The organism is Candidatus Dormiibacterota bacterium (genome assembly GCA_036495095.1).
In the GTDB taxonomy this organism is placed as follows: Bacteria; Chloroflexota; Dormibacteria; order Aeolococcales; family Aeolococcaceae; genus CF-96.
Genome location: DASXNK010000019.1, coordinates 1 through 15049, shown reverse-complemented (window position 1 = coordinate 15049; position 15049 = coordinate 1). Strand labels below are relative to the sequence as shown.

Here is a 15049-nt window from a genome sequence, read left to right as displayed (position 1 = left end):
GCGCTCCGCGCGGTACCCCGCTCGCCCTCGAGGGCCTCGACGACGACTCGCGGGAGCGGCTGATCGGCGCCCTCGCCGCGGTCGCCGAGGCCACCGCCACCGACCTCGGCATCGACCCCGAGCGCAACCAGGCGACGCTGCGCGGCCTCGACCCGGTCGGCCGCGAGGTCGCCCGGCAGGCGTCGCTCGAGGCCCTCGACCGCCGGCTCCGCGCCGACGACGTGGCGCCGCTGCTGCTGCGCACCCGCCGCGACCTGGCGCGGGAGATCAACGTCCTCGGCGAGCGCGCCCTCTGGGAGATGCGCATGGACGGCCGCCCCGAGCTCGCCGAGCTGCTCGGCACCCTCCACTACCGCTTCTCCTACGGCCAGAACGCTCTGCTCCACTGCCAGGAGACCGGCTACCTCTGCGCCATGCTCGCCTCGGAGCTCCGCCTCGACGCCGCCGAGGCTCGATCCGCTGGACTGCTCCACGACATCGGCAAGGCGGTCGACCACGACGTCGAGGGCTCGCACGCGATCATCGGCGGCGAGCTGCTCGCGCTGCTCGGGGTCGACGCCGGCATCGTCCACGCGGTGAAGGCACACCACTTCGACGAGGAGCCGTCCACCGACCTGGCGATGCTCACGATCTGCGCCGACGCCATCTCCGCCTCCCGGCCGGGAGCCCGCCGCGACACCCTGACCACCTACCTGCAGCGGCTCGAGCAGCTCCAGCAGATCGCCACCCGCCACAGCGGCGTGGAGCGCGCCTTCCCGATGCAGGCGGGCCGCGAGGTGCGGGTCGCGGTGCGTCCCGACGTCGTCCCCGACGACCAGGTGCCCGGGCTCTGCGCCGAGATCGCCCGCGAGATCGAGGCGGAGATGACCTATCCGGGGATGATCAAGGTGACCGTCATCCGCGAGACCAGCGCCACCGCCACCGCCTCGTAGGCGGCGCGAAGTGTCCTGGCCCGGTCCTAGCCCGGGCCCTCGAGGAATCCGAGCACCGCGGCGGCGCTCTGCTCGGGCGACTCGTGGAAGAACAGGTGCCCGCGTCCGGGCAGCAGCACCAGCCGCGCCCCGGGGATGCGCGCGGCCAGGATGCGGCCGTTCTCGACCGGAACCACCGCGTCGTCGGTGCCGTGGAGGACCAGGGTGGGCGCGGTGATCCGGGACAGCGAGTCGAAGGTGTCGTGGCCGCGCACCGCCGCCTGCTGGGCGGCGAAGACGCCGCCGCGCACCGGGTGGCGCCCGCGCTCGGCGACCTCGGCGTCGATGACGTCCGGGTGTGCTGCCTGCCAGCCCTCCGCGTAGAGGACGGTGCAGGCGAGCCGGTAGGCGCCGGCCGGGGTCCGCGCCCCGCGGCCGAGCAGGGCGGCGGTGGCGCCGGCGGTGGGCGCGACCGCGTGGGGGCCGCCGCAGCTGGTGCAGGCGAGCAGCAGCCGGTCCACCCGCGCGGGGTGGAGAAGGGCGAGGTGCTGGGCCACCATGCCGCCCATCGACGCGCCCCACACCGCCGCGGTCTCGAGGCCGGCGGCGTCGAGCACCGCGGCGGCGTCGCCGGCGAGCTGGGCCATGGTGTAGGGGCCGGGGGTGACCCCGGACCCGCCGGTGCCGCGGGGGTCGAACACCACCACCCGCAGGCGGGCGGCGAGCAGCGGCAGCAAGGGTGCGTAGACCCGGCGCGAGGCGCCCAGCCCGGGGATCATCAGCAGCGGCGGTCCGCCGCCGCTCACCGTGACGGCGAGCTCGGTGCCGTCGGCGGCCGCGGCCCGCAGCTCGGTCACCCGCCCAGTATGCCGGGATCACGGGCCGCGCCTCCGTACACTGTCCCCCGTGCCTCGCTTCTTCGTTCCCGCGGACGCCGTCGGCGACGGGCGTGCGGTCATCGAGGGCGCCGACGCCGCCCACCTGGCGCGCTCGCTCCGCGCCCGGCCGGGCGAGCGGGTGGTGGTCGTCGACGCCGCCGGGCTCGAGCACGGCGTGCTCCTCGAGGAGGTCGAGCCCGGCTGCGCCCGCGGGCGGGTGGAGTGGAGCCGCCCCGCCACGGGCGAGCCCCGGACCAGGGTGCACGTCCTCCAGGCGCTCCCCGCCCAGGGCATGGACGCCGCCGTCGAGGCGCTCGCCGAGGTGGGCGCCGCCGAGATCTGGCCGGTGCTCACCCGCCGCACCGTCGCCCACCCCGCCCCCGAGCGCGCCGCCCGCCGGGTCGAGCGCTGGCAGGCGATCGCCCGCGAGGCGGCGGCGCTCGCCGGCAGGGCCGCGCCGGTGCCGGTGCGCCCGCCCCAGCCGCTCGCCGCCGCGCTCGCGGCCCTGCCCGGCGGCACCCGGGTGCTCGCCTGCGCGACCGGCGCGGGCACCCCGCTCTCGGCGCTGGAGGGCGACGGCCGCCGCCCCGCGCTGGTGATCGGTCCCGAGGGCGGGCTCGACCCCGAGGAGCTGGCGATGATCCGCAACGCCGGCGGCGAGCAGGTCCACCTCGGTCCCCGGGTGCTGCGGGCGCGGCTCGCCGGCGCGGTGGCCCTCGGGGTGCTCCTCGCCCGTCTCGGCGAGCTCGACGAGGCGCTGACCCCGCCGCCCCTCGACGCGGCGCGGTGATGAGCGAGCGGCCGGTGCGGGCGGCGCTCACCGCGCTCGGCTGCAAGGTGAACTACGCCGAGATGGCCGAGCTCGCCGGCCGGCTGGCGGCGGCGGGGATCGAGCTGGTCGGTGAGGACGAGCCCGCCGACGTCCGGGTGCTGAACTCCTGCACCGTCACCCTGCAGGCCGACGCCACCACCCGGCAGCGCATCTCACGGCTGCGCCGCGCCGACCCGCAGGCGCACCTGGTGCTCACCGGCTGCAGCGTCGACACCAACCCCGGCCGCTACCCGGCGCTCGTCGACTCGGTCGTCGCCAACGCCGACAAGGCGGGCATCGCCGACCTCATCCTCGACCTCGTCGCGGCGCGCGGCACCGCCCCGGCGGCCACCGCCCCGGCGCCGCGGCGGGCTCGCGCGTTCCTCAAGGTGCAGGACGGCTGCGATCACCGCTGCACCTACTGCATCGTCTGGCGGGCGCGCGGCGGGGTGTCCCGCAGCCTTCCGCTCGGCCAGGTGCTGGCCCGGGTCGACGCCGCCCTCGAGGACGGCCACCGCGAGCTGGTGCTCACCGGGGTCGACCTCGGCTCCTGGGGTCACGAGCGCGGCGAGCGCCTCTCCACCCTGGTGACGGCGGTGCTCGACCGCATCGGCGGGGCCCGGCTGCGGCTGAGCAGCGTCAACGCCAACGACATCACCCCCGCGCTCGCCGAGCTCAACGCCCATCCCCGGCTCTGCCCGCACTGGCACGTGCCGCTGCAGAGCGGCAGCGACGCGGTGCTCCGCGCCATGCACCGCGGCTACCGCGGCGCCGGGTACCGCCGCACCGTGGAGCGGCTGCGCGCCGCCGACCCGCACACCGAGCTCACCACCGACGTGATGGTGGCCTTCCCCGGCGAGACCGAGGACGACCACACGGCCACCCTGCAGATGGTCGCGGACGCCGGCTTCCTCCACTGCCACACCTTCCGCTGGTCGCCGCGACCGGACACCCCGGCGGCGCTGCTCGCCGACCGGGTCGACGAGGACACCGCCCGCCGGCGCAGCCGCGAGGTCCGCCGGGCGGCGGCCCGCACCGGGCTGGCGGCGCGCCGCCGCGCCGTGGGCCGCCGCCTCGAGGTGGTCTGGGAGCGGGTCGAGGAGGGCGAGGCCCGCGGCCTCTCCGAGGGCTGGCACTCGGTGGTCGCCGTCCCCGGCCCCGCCACCGTCCCCGGCGCCCTGGAGGCGGTGCTGGTCGGCGCCGTCGAGGGCGACCTGCTACGCGCTACCCTCCCGCAGCCATGAGCACGACCGATGAGAGCTGCCTGTTCTGCCGGATCGCGGCAGGAACCATCCCGGCGACGATGGTGCACTCCGACGACAGGGTCCTCGCCTTCCGGGACATCAACGCCCAGGCGCCGGTGCACGTGTTGGTCATCCCCCGCGACCACATCGGCAGCGCCGCGGAGCTGACCCCGGCCCAGGACCAGCTCTGGGGACGGATGCTCCACGTCGCCCAGGCGATCGCCGAGGACGAGGGGGAGGCGGACGCGGGCTACCGGCTGGTGACCAACGTCGGCCGCAACGCCGGCCAGACGGTGCACCACCTCCACCTCCACCTGCTCGCCGGCCGCCGGATGGCCTGGCCACCCGGCTGACTGCTCGCCCTCGCCGGCGGCGCGGCGCCCGGGGTCAGGCGGCGGGGCGCAGCCTCACCACCGGGATCACCCGCGACGTCTTCTTCTGGTAGGCGTCGTAGGTGGGATAGATCCCGGTCATCAGCCCCCACAGCCGCTCGCGCTCCTCGCCCTCGACCTCCTCGGCGGTGACCCGAAGGCGTTCCGCGCCCACCTCGACCTGGGCGGCCGGGTTGCTGCGCAGGTTGAGCCACCACACCGGCGACGTGGGCTGGCCGCCCTTGGAGGCGACGATGATGTAGTCGTCGCCGTCGCGGCCGTACAACAGCGGCGCGGTGCGCGGCTGCCCCGACTTGCGCCCGGTGACGGTGAGCAGCAGGCAGGGCGCCCCCCGGAAGCGTCCACCGATGCGGCCGCCGGTCCGGCGATAGAGGGCGGTGTGCCCGGCGCCCATCGCCTTGGCCACGGTGGTGAAGATCCTCGCCTGGTTCATCCGCGCAACGCCTCCTTCAGGTGGTCGAAGAACCCCCTCCTCACCTCCGCGGGCCGGCCGCTGCGGCCCTCCAGCTGCTCGTACAGCTTGCGCTCCCTGGAGCTCAGGTGGGTGGGGATCACCACCCGCACCACGCAGAGCTGGTCGCCGCGGCGTCCGGAGCGGACGTGGGGCACGCCCATCCCGCTGATCCGGATCACCTTCCCGTCCTGGGTCCCGGCGGGGAGCTCGACGGTGTGCTCGCCGTCGATGGTGGGAACGGTGATGCGGTCGCCGAGCACCGCCTGGGCGACGCTGACCGGGAGCTCGTAGACCAGCTCCTGGCCGCGGCGGACGAAGTGGGGATGGTTCTCGATGCGGAAGGCGAGGTAGAGGTCGCCGGTGGGGCCGCCCCGGGGGCCGGCCTCACCCTCGCCGGTGACACGCACCTGGACGTCCTCGTCGACGCCGGCGGGGATCTGCACCTCGATGGTCTTCCGGATCTCGACCCGGCCCTGGCCACGGCAGCCGCGGCAGGGCTTCTCGACGATCCGGCCCTCACCCTGGCAGCGGGGGCAGGCGCTCACGTTCACCACCTGGCCGAAGATCGACTGGACCGCGCGCCGCACCTGGCCGGAACCGTTGCACTGCGGGCACTGCACCGCCGAGGTGCCGGCCTCGGCGCCCGATCCCGAGCACTCCGGGCAGGTGTCGGCGCGGGGCACCTCGACGGTGCGGGTGGCGCCGAACACCGCCTCGCGCAGGGTGATCTCCAGGTTCATGCGCAGGTCGGAGCCGCGCTGGGGGCCGCCGTGGGAGCGGGTGCGCCGGCCGGCTCCGAAGAACATGTCGAAGAGGTCGAAGGCGGAGTCGAAGCTGAAGCCGCCCATGTCGGGCATGCCGTCGCCGGCCTGGCCGAAGGCGTCGTAGCGCTGCCGCTTCTGCGGATCGCTGAGGCAGCTGTAGGCCTCCCCCACCTCCTTGAAGCGGTCCTCGGCCTGCTTGTCGCCCTGGTTGCGGTCGGGGTGGTACTGCATCGCCAGGCGGCGGTAGGCCTTCTTGAGATCCTCGGTGGTGCAGTCCCGGGCGACCCCGAGCACCTCGTAGTAGTCGCGCTTCGCCATGGCTACCGCGAGGACTGGGGGGCGGCGGGATGGGCCACCCGGACCATGCTCGGCCGGATCACCCGGTCGTGGAGCCGGTAGCCCCGCTGCAGCTCGTCGACCACGGTGTCGTGCTCGACCTCCTCCGACTCGACGCCGGCGACGGCCTCGTGGAGGGACGGGTCGAAACGGGTGCCGATCGCCTCGATGGGCGTGACCCCGAGGGAGGTGAGCGCGTCCTCGAACTGCCGCACGGTCATGCGCACCCCCTCGAGGAAGGCGTCGTCGGTCCCCGGGGGCGCGTGGTCGACGGCCCGGCGGAGATTGTCGAGGGCGGGGAGCAGGGCGCGGGCGGCGTCCTCGCTGCCGTAGCGGAGGCGGTCGCTCAGCTCCTGGGCCTTGCGCCGCCGGAAGTTCTCGAAATCGGCGGCGAGCCGCAGGTACTGGTTCTGCCGCTCGGCGAGGGTCGCCCGGACCAGCTCGGGGTCGGCCGGCAGATCGGCGCTCGCCCCGTCGGCGGACTCCGGCTGGGGCGGCTCGATGATGGGCGCGGGGTCGTCCGCCCCGTGGGTCGTGTCCATGTGGGTTCCTGTCAAGTGGGCGTCGGTCAGCCGAGCAGCCGCTCGAGGGCCTGGCCCACCCGCTGGGAGACGTAGCGGACCCGCGGTGAGACCTGCGAGTAGCGCATGCGGGTGGGACCCAGCACCCCGATGGTGCCACGAGCAGCGTCCCCCGCACGGTAGGTGGTCAAAACCAGGCTGCAGCCACGAAGCTGTTCCACCTCGGCCTCGGCGCCGATGACCACGTGCACCCCCTGGACCGCCTTGCCGAGGTGGAGCGAGGAGAGCAGCTGCCCGAGGGCCCGCTCCTCCTCGACGATGTCGAGCACCTGCCGCAGCCGCATCACGTCGCCGAACTCGGGCTGGCGGAGCAGGTTGCGGACCCCGTCGTGGATCACCACGGTGTCCTCGCCGGCGCCGTCGGAGCGCATCACCAGGAGCACGTGGGCGACGATCTCGGCGCGGAGCGTGGCGGTCACGGCGTCGTCGCCGGGCAGGGGCGGCAGCGCCTCGATGGCGTCGGGGCCGAGGCCGCGCAGGGTCCGGTTGAGCTCCGCGGAGATCCGGCTCAGGGTCTCCTGGTCGGTCTCGACGCTGAGCGGGAACACGTGCTGCTGGAGCAGATTGCCGTCGAGGAGCACGATCAGCAGGGCATGCTCGGCGTCGAGCGAGACCACGTCGAGGTGCTTGAGCTTCGCCCCCAGGGCACGCGGCCCGGTGACGATGCTCACCGCGTCGGTGACCATGGCGAGCACCATCGCCGCCGCCTCGAGCAGCTCCTCGACCGCGGACGGGCGGGTGGGGAAGACGGGGTCGACCTGGCGGCGCACCGCGGCGCTGATCTGCTCCTCCTCCATCAGGAAGTCGACGTAGTAGCGGTAGCCGCGATCGGAGGGGATCCGGCCCGCCGAGGCGTGGGGCTGGAGCAGGTAGCCGATCTCCACGAGGGTGGAGAGCTCGTTGCGGATGGTCGCCGACGACCACGAGCCGAGGTGCTTGATGGCCAGCGCGACCGACCCCACCGGCACCCCGGTCTCGGTGTAGTCGGAGACCACCGCCTTGAGGATCTGCTGCTTGCGCGCGTCGAGGGTCAGCTCGAAGTCCACGGTCCGCTCGCACCCCCCGGTTAGCACTCACCAGCGGCGAGTGCCAATTCTATCACGCGGGCCGGGCCGAGCCCTCCTCTCCACCCCGCCCCGCGGGCGAGCCGCCACCGAGCAGGTCGAGCACCTCCTGGGCCTTCCATCGCTCCATCGCCATCGCCGTGCTGACGGACACGCCGGCGCGCACCAGCGCGGACACGAGCGCGGCGGGGGGAGGCCGGTGAACCGGGTGACGTTCCATGCTGGCCGTATCGTGCTTGACAATCCTGTCGGCAAGCGCCGCCGCGAAAAAGTCGTGACCGTTCCGCATCGCGCCAATCCGGGCACGCCATCGGACCGTACGGTCAGCCCGCCTCGACGAGCCGCTCGACCACGGCGTTGAGCACCTCCTGGCCGCGACGGGTGGCCCGGGCGGTGTCCCCGTCCCAGTCCAGCAGCCCACGGGCGGCGAGCGCCGACGCCTCCCGGTGGGCGCCCTCCCCGGCCAGGCGCACCCCGGCGGCGAGCCGGAGGCCGACCATCACCCGCTCCGCCTCGTGGGCGGCGGCCCCCACCAGCTCGATGCCCTCGACGGGAAGCCGCCCGGCGCCGGCGATGGCGGTGAAGCGGTCGGGGCTGCGCACGTGCCAGTAGCGCACCGCGACCGCGTCGCCGGGGTCGTCGACGAGGCCGAGCGACCGCGCCGCCTCCGGGGGCAGGTGGCCGTGGGCGCCGCAGCCGGCGGCGAGGTAGTGGTGGTTGCCCCAGTAGACGAGGTTGTGGCGGCACTCGGCACCCGGCCGGGCGAGGTTGCTGACCTCGTACTGCCGGTAGCCGGCGGCGGCGGCGAGGTCCACGGCGATCCAGTGCTGGCGCAGGGCGGTGTCGGCGTCGACCACCCGCACCGCGCCGCGCCCCACCGAGCGGTGCAGCGGGGTGCCCTCCTCGACGGTGAGCTCGTAGCAGGAGAGGTGGCCGGGGTCGAGCTCGAGGACGCGCTCGACGGTCGCGGACCAGCGGGCGTCGTCGAGGCCGGGGACGGCGTAGATGAGGTCGCAGCTGAGCCGCTCGAAGCCCCCGGCGCGCACCTCCCCCACCGCGGCGAGGGCGCGCTCGGGGCCGTGCACCCGCCCCAGGAAGGTGAGCACGTCCGGCTCCAGGCTCTGCACCCCGAGCGAGACCCGGGTGCAGCCCGCCTCGCGCCAGGCGGCGGCGCGCTCGGCGCCGGTGCTGGAGGGGTTGGCCTCGATCGTGACCTCGGCGCCGGGGGTGAGCGCGAAGCCGGAGCGCACCTCGTCGAGCACCGATCGCAGCCGGGCCGGCTCGATCAGCCCGGGGGTGCCGCCGCCGATGAAGACGGTGTCGAGCTCGGTGCCGGGGAGCGCGGCGGCGAGCCGGCGGATCTCGCCGCGGAGCGCCTCGACGTAGGCGGCCTCGCCCCGCCGGCCCGCCACCGAGGCGAAGTCGCAGTACTCGCACTTCCGCTCGCAGAACGGGATGTGGAGGTAGAGGGAGCGCACCCCGGCGGTCACCGGCGCAGCCTCCGCCGCCGCATCCAGAAGCGGCGGTAGAGCCACGGGTACAGGAGGCTGCCGCCGACCAGCGCACCGATGTCGGCGGCGGCGCCCGCCGCGAGCGCGCCGGCGTGCACCTGGCCGTTCTCCCCCACCCCGTGGCCGCCGCCGAGGTGGAGGGCGAGCTGCCACAGGCTGGAGAGCAGGATGAGCACGATCGCCGCCACCGACATGGTCTCGGAGAGGCGCATCGGCCGGCCCTCGTGGGCCAGCCGGGCGGCCACCGGCATGGCGATGACATAGGCGGCGAGCAGCTGCGCCTGCTGGAGCAGCGACACCGGGGCCAGGGTCACCACCAGATAGACGAGGAAGCCGTAGCGGTGGTGGTCGCGGAGGAGGTCGAGCAGGGCGAGGGGCACCTGGAGGGCGGCGACCAGCCCGGCGAGGACCAGCAGCGAGCGCGCCGGCCAGGGCTGCGGCTGATCGGCGGGGGCGGCGTCGGACGGGCCCGCCTCCGGGCCGGGTGCGCGGACCGGCTCGGGCACGGCTCCGGGGACGGAGGCCGCCCGGGCGGCACGCTTCTTCTGGGCGCGCGGCATCGCGATCAGTCGTCGAGCTGCAGGACGGCCATGAAGGCCTCCTGCGGGATGTCGACGTTGCCGACCCGCTTCATCCGCTTCTTGCCCTCCTTCTGCTTCTCGAGCAGCTTGCGCTTGCGGGTGATGTCGCCGCCGTAGCACTTGGCGATCACGTCCTTGCGCTGCGCCGAGACGGTCTCGCGGGCGACGATCTTGCCGCCGATGGCCGCCTGGATGGGCACCTCGAAGAGCTGCCGGGGGATCAGCTTCTTGAGCCGCTCGACCAGCCGGCGGCCCTGCTCGTTGGCCTTGTCGCGGTGGACGATCATGCTCAGCGCGTCGACCGGCTGGCCGGTCACCAGCACGTCGAGCTTGACCAGCTTCTCGGCACGGAACCCGTTCATCTCGTAGTCGAGCGAGGCGTAGCCCTTGCTCCGCGACTTCAGCTGGTCGTAGAAGTCGTGGATGATCTCGCCGAGGGGGAGGTCGTAGCTGAGCACCACCCGGTCGCCGGCCTGGTACTGCATGTCGAGGAACTCGCCGCGACGCTCCTGGCAGAGCTCCATCATCGCGCCGACATAGGTCTTGGGCACCATCACCGTGGCCTTGGTGCGCGGCTCCTCGATGGCCTCGATGTGGGTGGGGTCGGGGAGCATCTCGGGGTTGTCGACGGCGATGACGTCGCCGTTGCGCAGCCGCACCCGGTACTCGACGGTGGGAGCGGTGGCGATCAGCGACAGCCCCGACTCGCGCTCCAGCCGCTCCTGGACGATCTCCATGTGGAGCAGCCCGAGGAAGCCGCAGCGGAAGCCGAAGCCCAGCGCCGCCGAGGACTCCGGCTCCCAGACCAGCGAGGCGTCGTTGAGCTGGAGCTTGCCGAGCGCCTCCTTCAGGTCCTGGACGTCCTCGCTGTCGATGGGGAAGAGGCCGGCGAAGACCATCGGGGTGGCCTGGCGGTAACCGGGCAGCGGCGCCTCGGTGGGCCGCTCGGCGTCGGTGATGGTGTCGCCGACGCGGCTGTCGCCGACGTTCTTGATGGACGCGATCACGTAGCCCACCTCGCCGGAGGCGAGCTCGCCGATTGGGGTCATCATCGGCCGGAACACGCCGACCTCGTCGACGACGAAGTCCTTCCCGCTGTGCATCATCCGCATCCGCATCCCCGGGCGGATCGAACCGTCGACGATGCGCACGTAGACGACGACGCCGCGGTAGATGTCGTACTTGCTGTCGAAGATGAGCGCCTTCAGCGGAGCGTCGGGATCGCCTCGGGGCGGCGGCACCCGCTGCACCACCGCCTCGAGGATGTCGCGGGTGCCGATGCCCTCGCGCGCGCTGGCGAGGATGCAGTCCTCGCCGGGCAGGCCGATCACCTCCTCGATCTCCTTGCGCACCAGCTCCGGATCGGCGGCGGGGAGGTCGATCTTGTTGATCACAGGGACGATCGCGAGGTCGTTCTCCAGCGCCTGGTACACGTTGGCGAGGGTCTGCGCCTCAATGCCCTGGGCGGCGTCGACGACGAGGATGGCGCCGTCGCACGCCGCCAGCGAGCGCGACACCTCGTAGGCGAAGTCGACGTGGCCCGGGGTGTCGATGAGGTTGAGCTCGTAGGTCTCACCGTCGGAGGCGGTGTACTGCAGCCGCACCGCCTGCGCCTTGATGGTGATGCCCCGCTCGCGCTCGAGGTCGAGGGTGTCGAGCAGCTGGTCCTGCATGTCCCGCATCGCGACCGTGTCGGTGAACTCGAGCAGCCGGTCGGCGAGCGTCGACTTGCCGTGGTCGATGTGGGCGATGATCGAGAAGTTGCGGATGCGCCGCATCGCCTGGCTCTGGGCTTCGCTCACCGGCGCAGTGTATCCAGACGGCCGCGTCCGGCCGGTCAGCGGGGGCGGCGCGCGGGCAGCCGGCCGTCCACCGAGGGACGGCCGTGGCCGGGGGCGAGGACCCGGGCGCCGATGGCGCGGAGCCGCCGCAGGCTCACCGCGGCGGCGACCAGGTCGGCGCAGGGCCGCAGCGGGGGCGGCCCGATGCCGTCGCCGCCCACCGACGCGGCGTCGCCGAGGCAGAGGGCGTCGGGCCCGTGGAGGTGGAAGGAGAGGTGCCCGGCGGCGTGGCCCCAGCTGCCCACCACGGTGATGCCGCCGGCCAGGTCGATCTCCTCCCCCGCCTCGAGGAGCCAGTCGACCAGCACCGGCGCGGCCGGCTCGGAGCCGCCGAGCAGACGGCCGAGCGGGCCCCGGCGGGACGGCTCGGGGTGGGCGAGCGCCCGCGCGGCGGCGTCGCTTGCCGCCAGCGGAGCCCCGGTGAGCCGGCGGAGCTCGGCGGCGTTGCCGGCGTGACCGGGGTGGGCGTGGGTGAGCAGGATCAGCCGGACCTCGGAGGCGCGCCGCCCCGCCGCCTCGAGCAGCTGCCCGGCGCCGAGGGTGCCGTCCGCGGCCCCGGTGTCGACGAGCACGCAGCCGGCGGCGTCGGCGAGCAGGTAGACCCGTCCGCCCCGGGTCCGCTCCCCGACGTGGAAACCGGGCACCACCTCCATCGCCTCACCTCGTCCATCCCCCGGGCGGAGGGTACCTTGCGCGAATCGTCTACCCGTATCATCGGGTCATGCGGTCAGCCGCCGGTCAGCAGCCCAATGGCGGACCTCGACCCGACCCCACCGGCGGCAAGCGCGCCCTGGTGCTCTGCGGCGGTGGGATCACCGGCCTCGCCTACGAGATCGGGGCGCTGCGGGCGCTCGACGATCTCCTCGTCGACCTCACCGTCAACGACTTCGACATCTTCGTGGGCACCAGCGCGGGCTCGATCGCCGGCGCCCTGCTCGCCAACGGGGTCAGCCCCTCGGCGATGGCGATGGGGATGGCGGGGATCAACCGCGACCTCCGTCCGCCCACCCAGCTCGACCTCTACCGGCCCAACGTCGCCGAGCTCGCCACCCGGATGCTCCGCCTGCCCGGCCTGCTCCGGGACATGGCCTGGGAGCTGGCCCGCCACCCCGGCAAGCTGGGCGGCCTCGACTTCCTCGGGATGCTGAGCCCGCTCCTGCCCACCGGGATCTTCGACCACGGCGCGCTCTCCGGATACCTGCACAACATCTTCAGCCTGCCCGGCCTGACCGACGACTTCCGCGAGCTCGACCCCGAGCTGCACATCGTCGCCTGCGCGCTCGACTCCGACGAGCGGGTGGTGTTCTCGCGCTTCCGGAACGCCCACGTCCCGATCAGCCGCGCCGCGGCGGCGAGCTCGGCCCTGCCGGTGCTCTTCAAGCCGATCCGGATCGACGGCGTCGACTACGTCGACGGCGGCATCAAGGGGAATGCCTCGATCGACGTCGCCGTCGAGCAGGGGGCGAGCCTGATCGTGGTGGTCAACCCGATCGTGCCCCTCGACGCGCGGGCGATGAACGTCTCCGACGCGATGCGCGAGCAGATGGGCGGGCAGATGGGCAGCCGGCTCAGCGACCTGGGCCTGCGCGGCGTCTACAACCAGGTGCTGCGCGGCATGCTCCACGACGGGCTGCGCGACCACATCCGCAACGTGCGCAACCGACATCCCGACGTCGACATCCTGCTGATCGAGCCGCGTCCCGACGACGAGAAGATGTTCTTCCACGAGATCATGTCGTTCTCGGCGCGGCTGATGGTCCTCCAGCACGGCTACGAGTCGGTCTCCACCGGCCTCTACGACACCTGGGGCTACCTCCGCCGGATCCTGCCCCGCCACGGCGTGCACATCACCCGCCGGGTGCTCGACCGCAAGCCCACCGAGGTGCCGGTCGAGGTCAGCGGCGGCGTGCTCCAGCGGCTGCTCCGCCAGACCGTCCTCGACCGGCGCCCCCGCCGCCTCGAGGAGGAGCCCGACGAGGAGCTGCGGGCGATCGGCTAGCAGCCTCCCCGCCTCAGCAGCGGGGCATCACCGCCTCGTGGTTCTCGAGCCACGACGCGACCACCGCGGTGGTCAGGGGGGCGCTGCGGTGCAGGGTCAGGACGTGGCCGGCGCCGCCCACGATGCTCAGGGTCTTGTCCTGGGCGGCGGCGAAGAGCGACATCTCCGTGTCCGCGCCCGCCGGGGGGAAGAGCACGTCGTTCTGGGCGAGGATCACCAGCAGGGGTGCGGTGATGGCGCCGATGACCGCCCGCGAGGGCTGCGGGCCGATCGACCAGATCTCCGCCGAGGGGGTGAGGTTGGCCATCGCGTTGTCGCGCGCGATCACCGCCGGGTCGGCGGCGGCGGCGGCGTACATGTCGGCGGCGCGGGTCTGCGGATCGGTCTCGAAGTACTCGTAGTCGCCCTGCGCCGCCCGGGTGTTGTCGCCGGGGATCCACTCCCGGGCGAGCCAGTCCTGGGACACGCCGGTGGGGGTGTGCTCGTAGCCGGTGACGATGAGCGCGTCGGCGTCGCCGAACATCCCCGCCGCCAGCTCGACGATCTCGCTGCCGGCGGAGTGGCCGATGAGACCGACGTGGGTGAACGCCGGCGCCACCCCCGAGGGGGACGCGTAGCCGCCGCGGCGCAGCTGCTGGACGATCTGGTCGGTGATCGCGGCGTAGGCCTGCACCGAGAGGGTGTAGCCGTTGGGGTGGTCGGAGGCGCCGTAGCCGAGCTCGTCGATGGCGAGCATGGCGTGGCCGCGCTGGGCCAGCCCCTGGGCCATCGAGTAGGTGGCGGGATCGAGCGGGAAGTCCCAGGCCCAGCGGCCGTAGGAGAGGCCGTGCTCGGCGAGGAGCACCGAGCTGGTGCAGCCGGCGGGGCGAACCAGGGTGCCCCGGACGGTGGACGTGTGCCCGGGATCGGCGGGGTTGGTCACGGTGAAGGCCACCTCGGACCGGACCACCGGGGCGACCGCGGGGGCCGCGGCGGTCGGGACCACCGGCGCCGCGCTGAGACTCACACCCGCGAACAGCACGGCCAGCGCTGCGGCCACGCGCAGTCGGCGCATCGACTCCCTCCTCTCCCGGCACCCCGGGGATCCCACACCACTACTGGTGTACGACCGTCCACCGGACCGTGGTGTTGCGGGCGGCGCCTCAGTCGGCGCCGACGGCGTTGCGGAGGATCTCGCCGATGTTGACGGTGCGCTGGCCGCCCTGGGGGGAGGGCTTGACCCGGTGCGCGAGCACGGTCGGGGCCACCCGCTCGACCTCCTTGAGGCCGACCCGGGGCCGGCCCTCGTAGGCGGTGAGCGCCTGGGCCGCCTTGCGCGTGACCAGGTCGGCGCGGTGACCGTCGACGTCGAGCTCGATGCCGAGGGCGGCGATCGCCACCAGCACCTGACGCTCGACCTGCACCCCGGGAAGGTTGGCGATGGCGCCGGCGATGCGCTCGGCCTCGGCCTGCTCCGACTCCTCGTAGCTGACCAGGAAGGCGTCGGGATCCTCCTCGAAGAGCTCGCGGCGGGCGACGATCTCGACCCGCTCGTCGACCGAGCGCAGGCCGCGGACGTCGACGCAGAGCCCGAAGCGGTCGAGCAGCTGCGGCCGCAGCTCGCCCTCCTCCGGGTTCATCGTCCCCACCAGGATGAACCGCGACGGGTGCCACACCGAGATCCCCTCGCGCTCCACGACATT

General features: G+C 73.9%; 17 protein-coding genes. 5 read left to right on the top strand and 12 right to left on the bottom strand.

Going from position 1 to position 15049, the window contains the following annotated elements; all coding sequences use genetic code 11:
• On the top strand, positions 1-932 hold a 932-nt coding region (locus tag VGL20_01670), incomplete at its 5' end, for an HDIG domain-containing protein (protein HEY2702375.1).
• Positions 933-958: 26 nt separating this feature from the next.
• Here VGL20_01670 and VGL20_01665 read toward each other — a convergent pair.
• Positions 959-1768 (bottom strand): alpha/beta fold hydrolase, encoded by an 810-nt coding sequence (locus VGL20_01665; protein ID HEY2702374.1) that lies wholly within the window; start codon positions 1766-1768, stop codon positions 959-961.
• Between the two features lie 49 nt (positions 1769-1817).
• On the opposite strand from VGL20_01665, the gene VGL20_01660 reads away from it, so the two are divergent.
• From VGL20_01660 to VGL20_01650, 3 genes are read left to right on the top strand one after another with little or no spacing between them, the layout of a single operon-like run.
• On the top strand, positions 1818-2579 hold the full coding sequence (locus tag VGL20_01660) for an RsmE family RNA methyltransferase (protein ID HEY2702373.1): 762 nt from the start codon (positions 1818-1820) through the stop codon (positions 2577-2579).
• On the top strand, positions 2579-3844 hold the full coding sequence (locus tag VGL20_01655) for a MiaB/RimO family radical SAM methylthiotransferase (protein ID HEY2702372.1): 1266 nt from the start codon (positions 2579-2581) through the stop codon (positions 3842-3844). The genes VGL20_01660 and VGL20_01655 overlap by 1 nt, the downstream gene beginning before the upstream one ends.
• A complete protein-coding gene (locus VGL20_01650; GenBank protein HEY2702371.1) occupies positions 3841-4197 on the top strand; it encodes a histidine triad nucleotide-binding protein in 357 nt (118 codons plus the stop codon). Before VGL20_01655 ends, VGL20_01650 begins: the two co-directional genes overlap by 4 nt.
• Before the next feature lie 34 nt (positions 4198-4231).
• On the opposite strand, the gene VGL20_01645 is transcribed toward VGL20_01650, so the two are convergent.
• From VGL20_01645 to VGL20_01605, 9 genes are all read right to left on the bottom strand, one after another.
• Positions 4232-4669: a nitroreductase family deazaflavin-dependent oxidoreductase gene (locus tag VGL20_01645; GenBank protein HEY2702370.1), complete on the bottom strand. Its 438-nt coding sequence runs from the start codon at positions 4667-4669 to the stop codon at positions 4232-4234.
• Positions 4666-5772 (bottom strand): molecular chaperone DnaJ, encoded by a 1107-nt coding sequence (dnaJ, locus tag VGL20_01640; GenBank protein HEY2702369.1) that lies wholly within the window; start codon positions 5770-5772, stop codon positions 4666-4668. The genes VGL20_01645 and dnaJ overlap by 4 nt, the downstream gene beginning before the upstream one ends.
• A 2-nt stretch (positions 5773-5774) precedes the next feature.
• Positions 5775-6332 (bottom strand): nucleotide exchange factor GrpE, encoded by a 558-nt coding sequence (gene grpE, locus VGL20_01635; protein ID HEY2702368.1) that lies wholly within the window; start codon positions 6330-6332, stop codon positions 5775-5777.
• A 26-nt stretch (positions 6333-6358) separates the two neighbouring features.
• Positions 6359-7417, bottom strand: a complete 1059-nt coding sequence (hrcA, locus tag VGL20_01630; GenBank protein ID HEY2702367.1) for a heat-inducible transcriptional repressor HrcA — start codon at positions 7415-7417, stop codon at positions 6359-6361.
• 52 nt (positions 7418-7469) lie between these two features.
• The gene (locus tag VGL20_01625) at positions 7470-7655 is read right to left on the bottom strand and encodes a hypothetical protein (GenBank protein ID HEY2702366.1); all 186 of its coding nucleotides are present in this window, start codon (positions 7653-7655) and stop codon (positions 7470-7472) included.
• A 103-nt stretch (positions 7656-7758) separates the two neighbouring features.
• Positions 7759-8925: a radical SAM family heme chaperone HemW gene (gene hemW, locus VGL20_01620; protein ID HEY2702365.1), complete on the bottom strand. Its 1167-nt coding sequence runs from the start codon at positions 8923-8925 to the stop codon at positions 7759-7761.
• Positions 8922-9506 (bottom strand): hypothetical protein, encoded by a 585-nt coding sequence (locus tag VGL20_01615; protein ID HEY2702364.1) that lies wholly within the window; start codon positions 9504-9506, stop codon positions 8922-8924. Before VGL20_01615 ends, hemW begins: the two co-directional genes overlap by 4 nt.
• 5 nt (positions 9507-9511) lie before the next feature.
• The gene (gene lepA, locus VGL20_01610) at positions 9512-11305 is read right to left on the bottom strand and encodes a translation elongation factor 4 (protein ID HEY2702363.1); all 1794 of its coding nucleotides are present in this window, start codon (positions 11303-11305) and stop codon (positions 9512-9514) included.
• Between the two features lie 59 nt (positions 11306-11364).
• Positions 11365-12021, bottom strand: a complete 657-nt coding sequence (locus VGL20_01605) for an MBL fold metallo-hydrolase (protein HEY2702362.1) — start codon at positions 12019-12021, stop codon at positions 11365-11367.
• Between the two features lie 68 nt (positions 12022-12089).
• Between VGL20_01605 and VGL20_01600 the strand changes: the two genes are divergently transcribed.
• Positions 12090-13367, top strand: coding sequence for a patatin-like phospholipase family protein (locus VGL20_01600; protein ID HEY2702361.1), 1278 nt, complete (start codon positions 12090-12092; stop codon positions 13365-13367).
• Between the two features lie 13 nt (positions 13368-13380).
• Here the strand turns inward: VGL20_01600 and VGL20_01595 are convergent, their stop codons facing one another.
• Together VGL20_01595 and VGL20_01590 are read right to left on the bottom strand one after the other, a co-directional pair.
• Positions 13381-14421, bottom strand: a complete 1041-nt coding sequence (locus VGL20_01595; GenBank protein ID HEY2702360.1) for an alpha/beta hydrolase — start codon at positions 14419-14421, stop codon at positions 13381-13383.
• Positions 14422-14509: 88 nt separating this feature from the next.
• The coding region (locus tag VGL20_01590) for a magnesium chelatase (protein ID HEY2702359.1) at positions 14510-15049 on the bottom strand (540 nt) is incomplete at its 5' end.

Coding starts and splice junctions, on each gene's coding strand:
- VGL20_01625 (HEY2702366.1), bottom strand. CDS start 7,655: ATGGAACGTCACCCGGTTCACCGGCCTCCCCCCGCCGCGCTCGTGTCC.
- VGL20_01595 (HEY2702360.1), bottom strand. CDS start 14,421: ATGCGCCGACTGCGCGTGGCCGCAGCGCTGGCCGTGCTGTTCGCGGGT.
- VGL20_01605 (HEY2702362.1), bottom strand. CDS start 12,021: ATGGAGGTGGTGCCCGGTTTCCACGTCGGGGAGCGGACCCGGGGCGGA.
- dnaJ (HEY2702369.1), bottom strand. CDS start 5,772: ATGGCGAAGCGCGACTACTACGAGGTGCTCGGGGTCGCCCGGGACTGC.
- VGL20_01615 (HEY2702364.1), bottom strand. CDS start 9,506: ATGCCGCGCGCCCAGAAGAAGCGTGCCGCCCGGGCGGCCTCCGTCCCC.
- VGL20_01645 (HEY2702370.1), bottom strand. CDS start 4,669: ATGAACCAGGCGAGGATCTTCACCACCGTGGCCAAGGCGATGGGCGCC.
- VGL20_01600 (HEY2702361.1), top strand. CDS start 12,090: ATGCGGTCAGCCGCCGGTCAGCAGCCCAATGGCGGACCTCGACCCGAC.
- grpE (HEY2702368.1), bottom strand. CDS start 6,332: ATGGACACGACCCACGGGGCGGACGACCCCGCGCCCATCATCGAGCCG.
- lepA (HEY2702363.1), bottom strand. CDS start 11,305: ATGCGGCGCATCCGCAACTTCTCGATCATCGCCCACATCGACCACGGC.
- VGL20_01650 (HEY2702371.1), top strand. CDS start 3,841: ATGAGCACGACCGATGAGAGCTGCCTGTTCTGCCGGATCGCGGCAGGA.
- VGL20_01655 (HEY2702372.1), top strand. CDS start 2,579: ATGAGCGAGCGGCCGGTGCGGGCGGCGCTCACCGCGCTCGGCTGCAAG.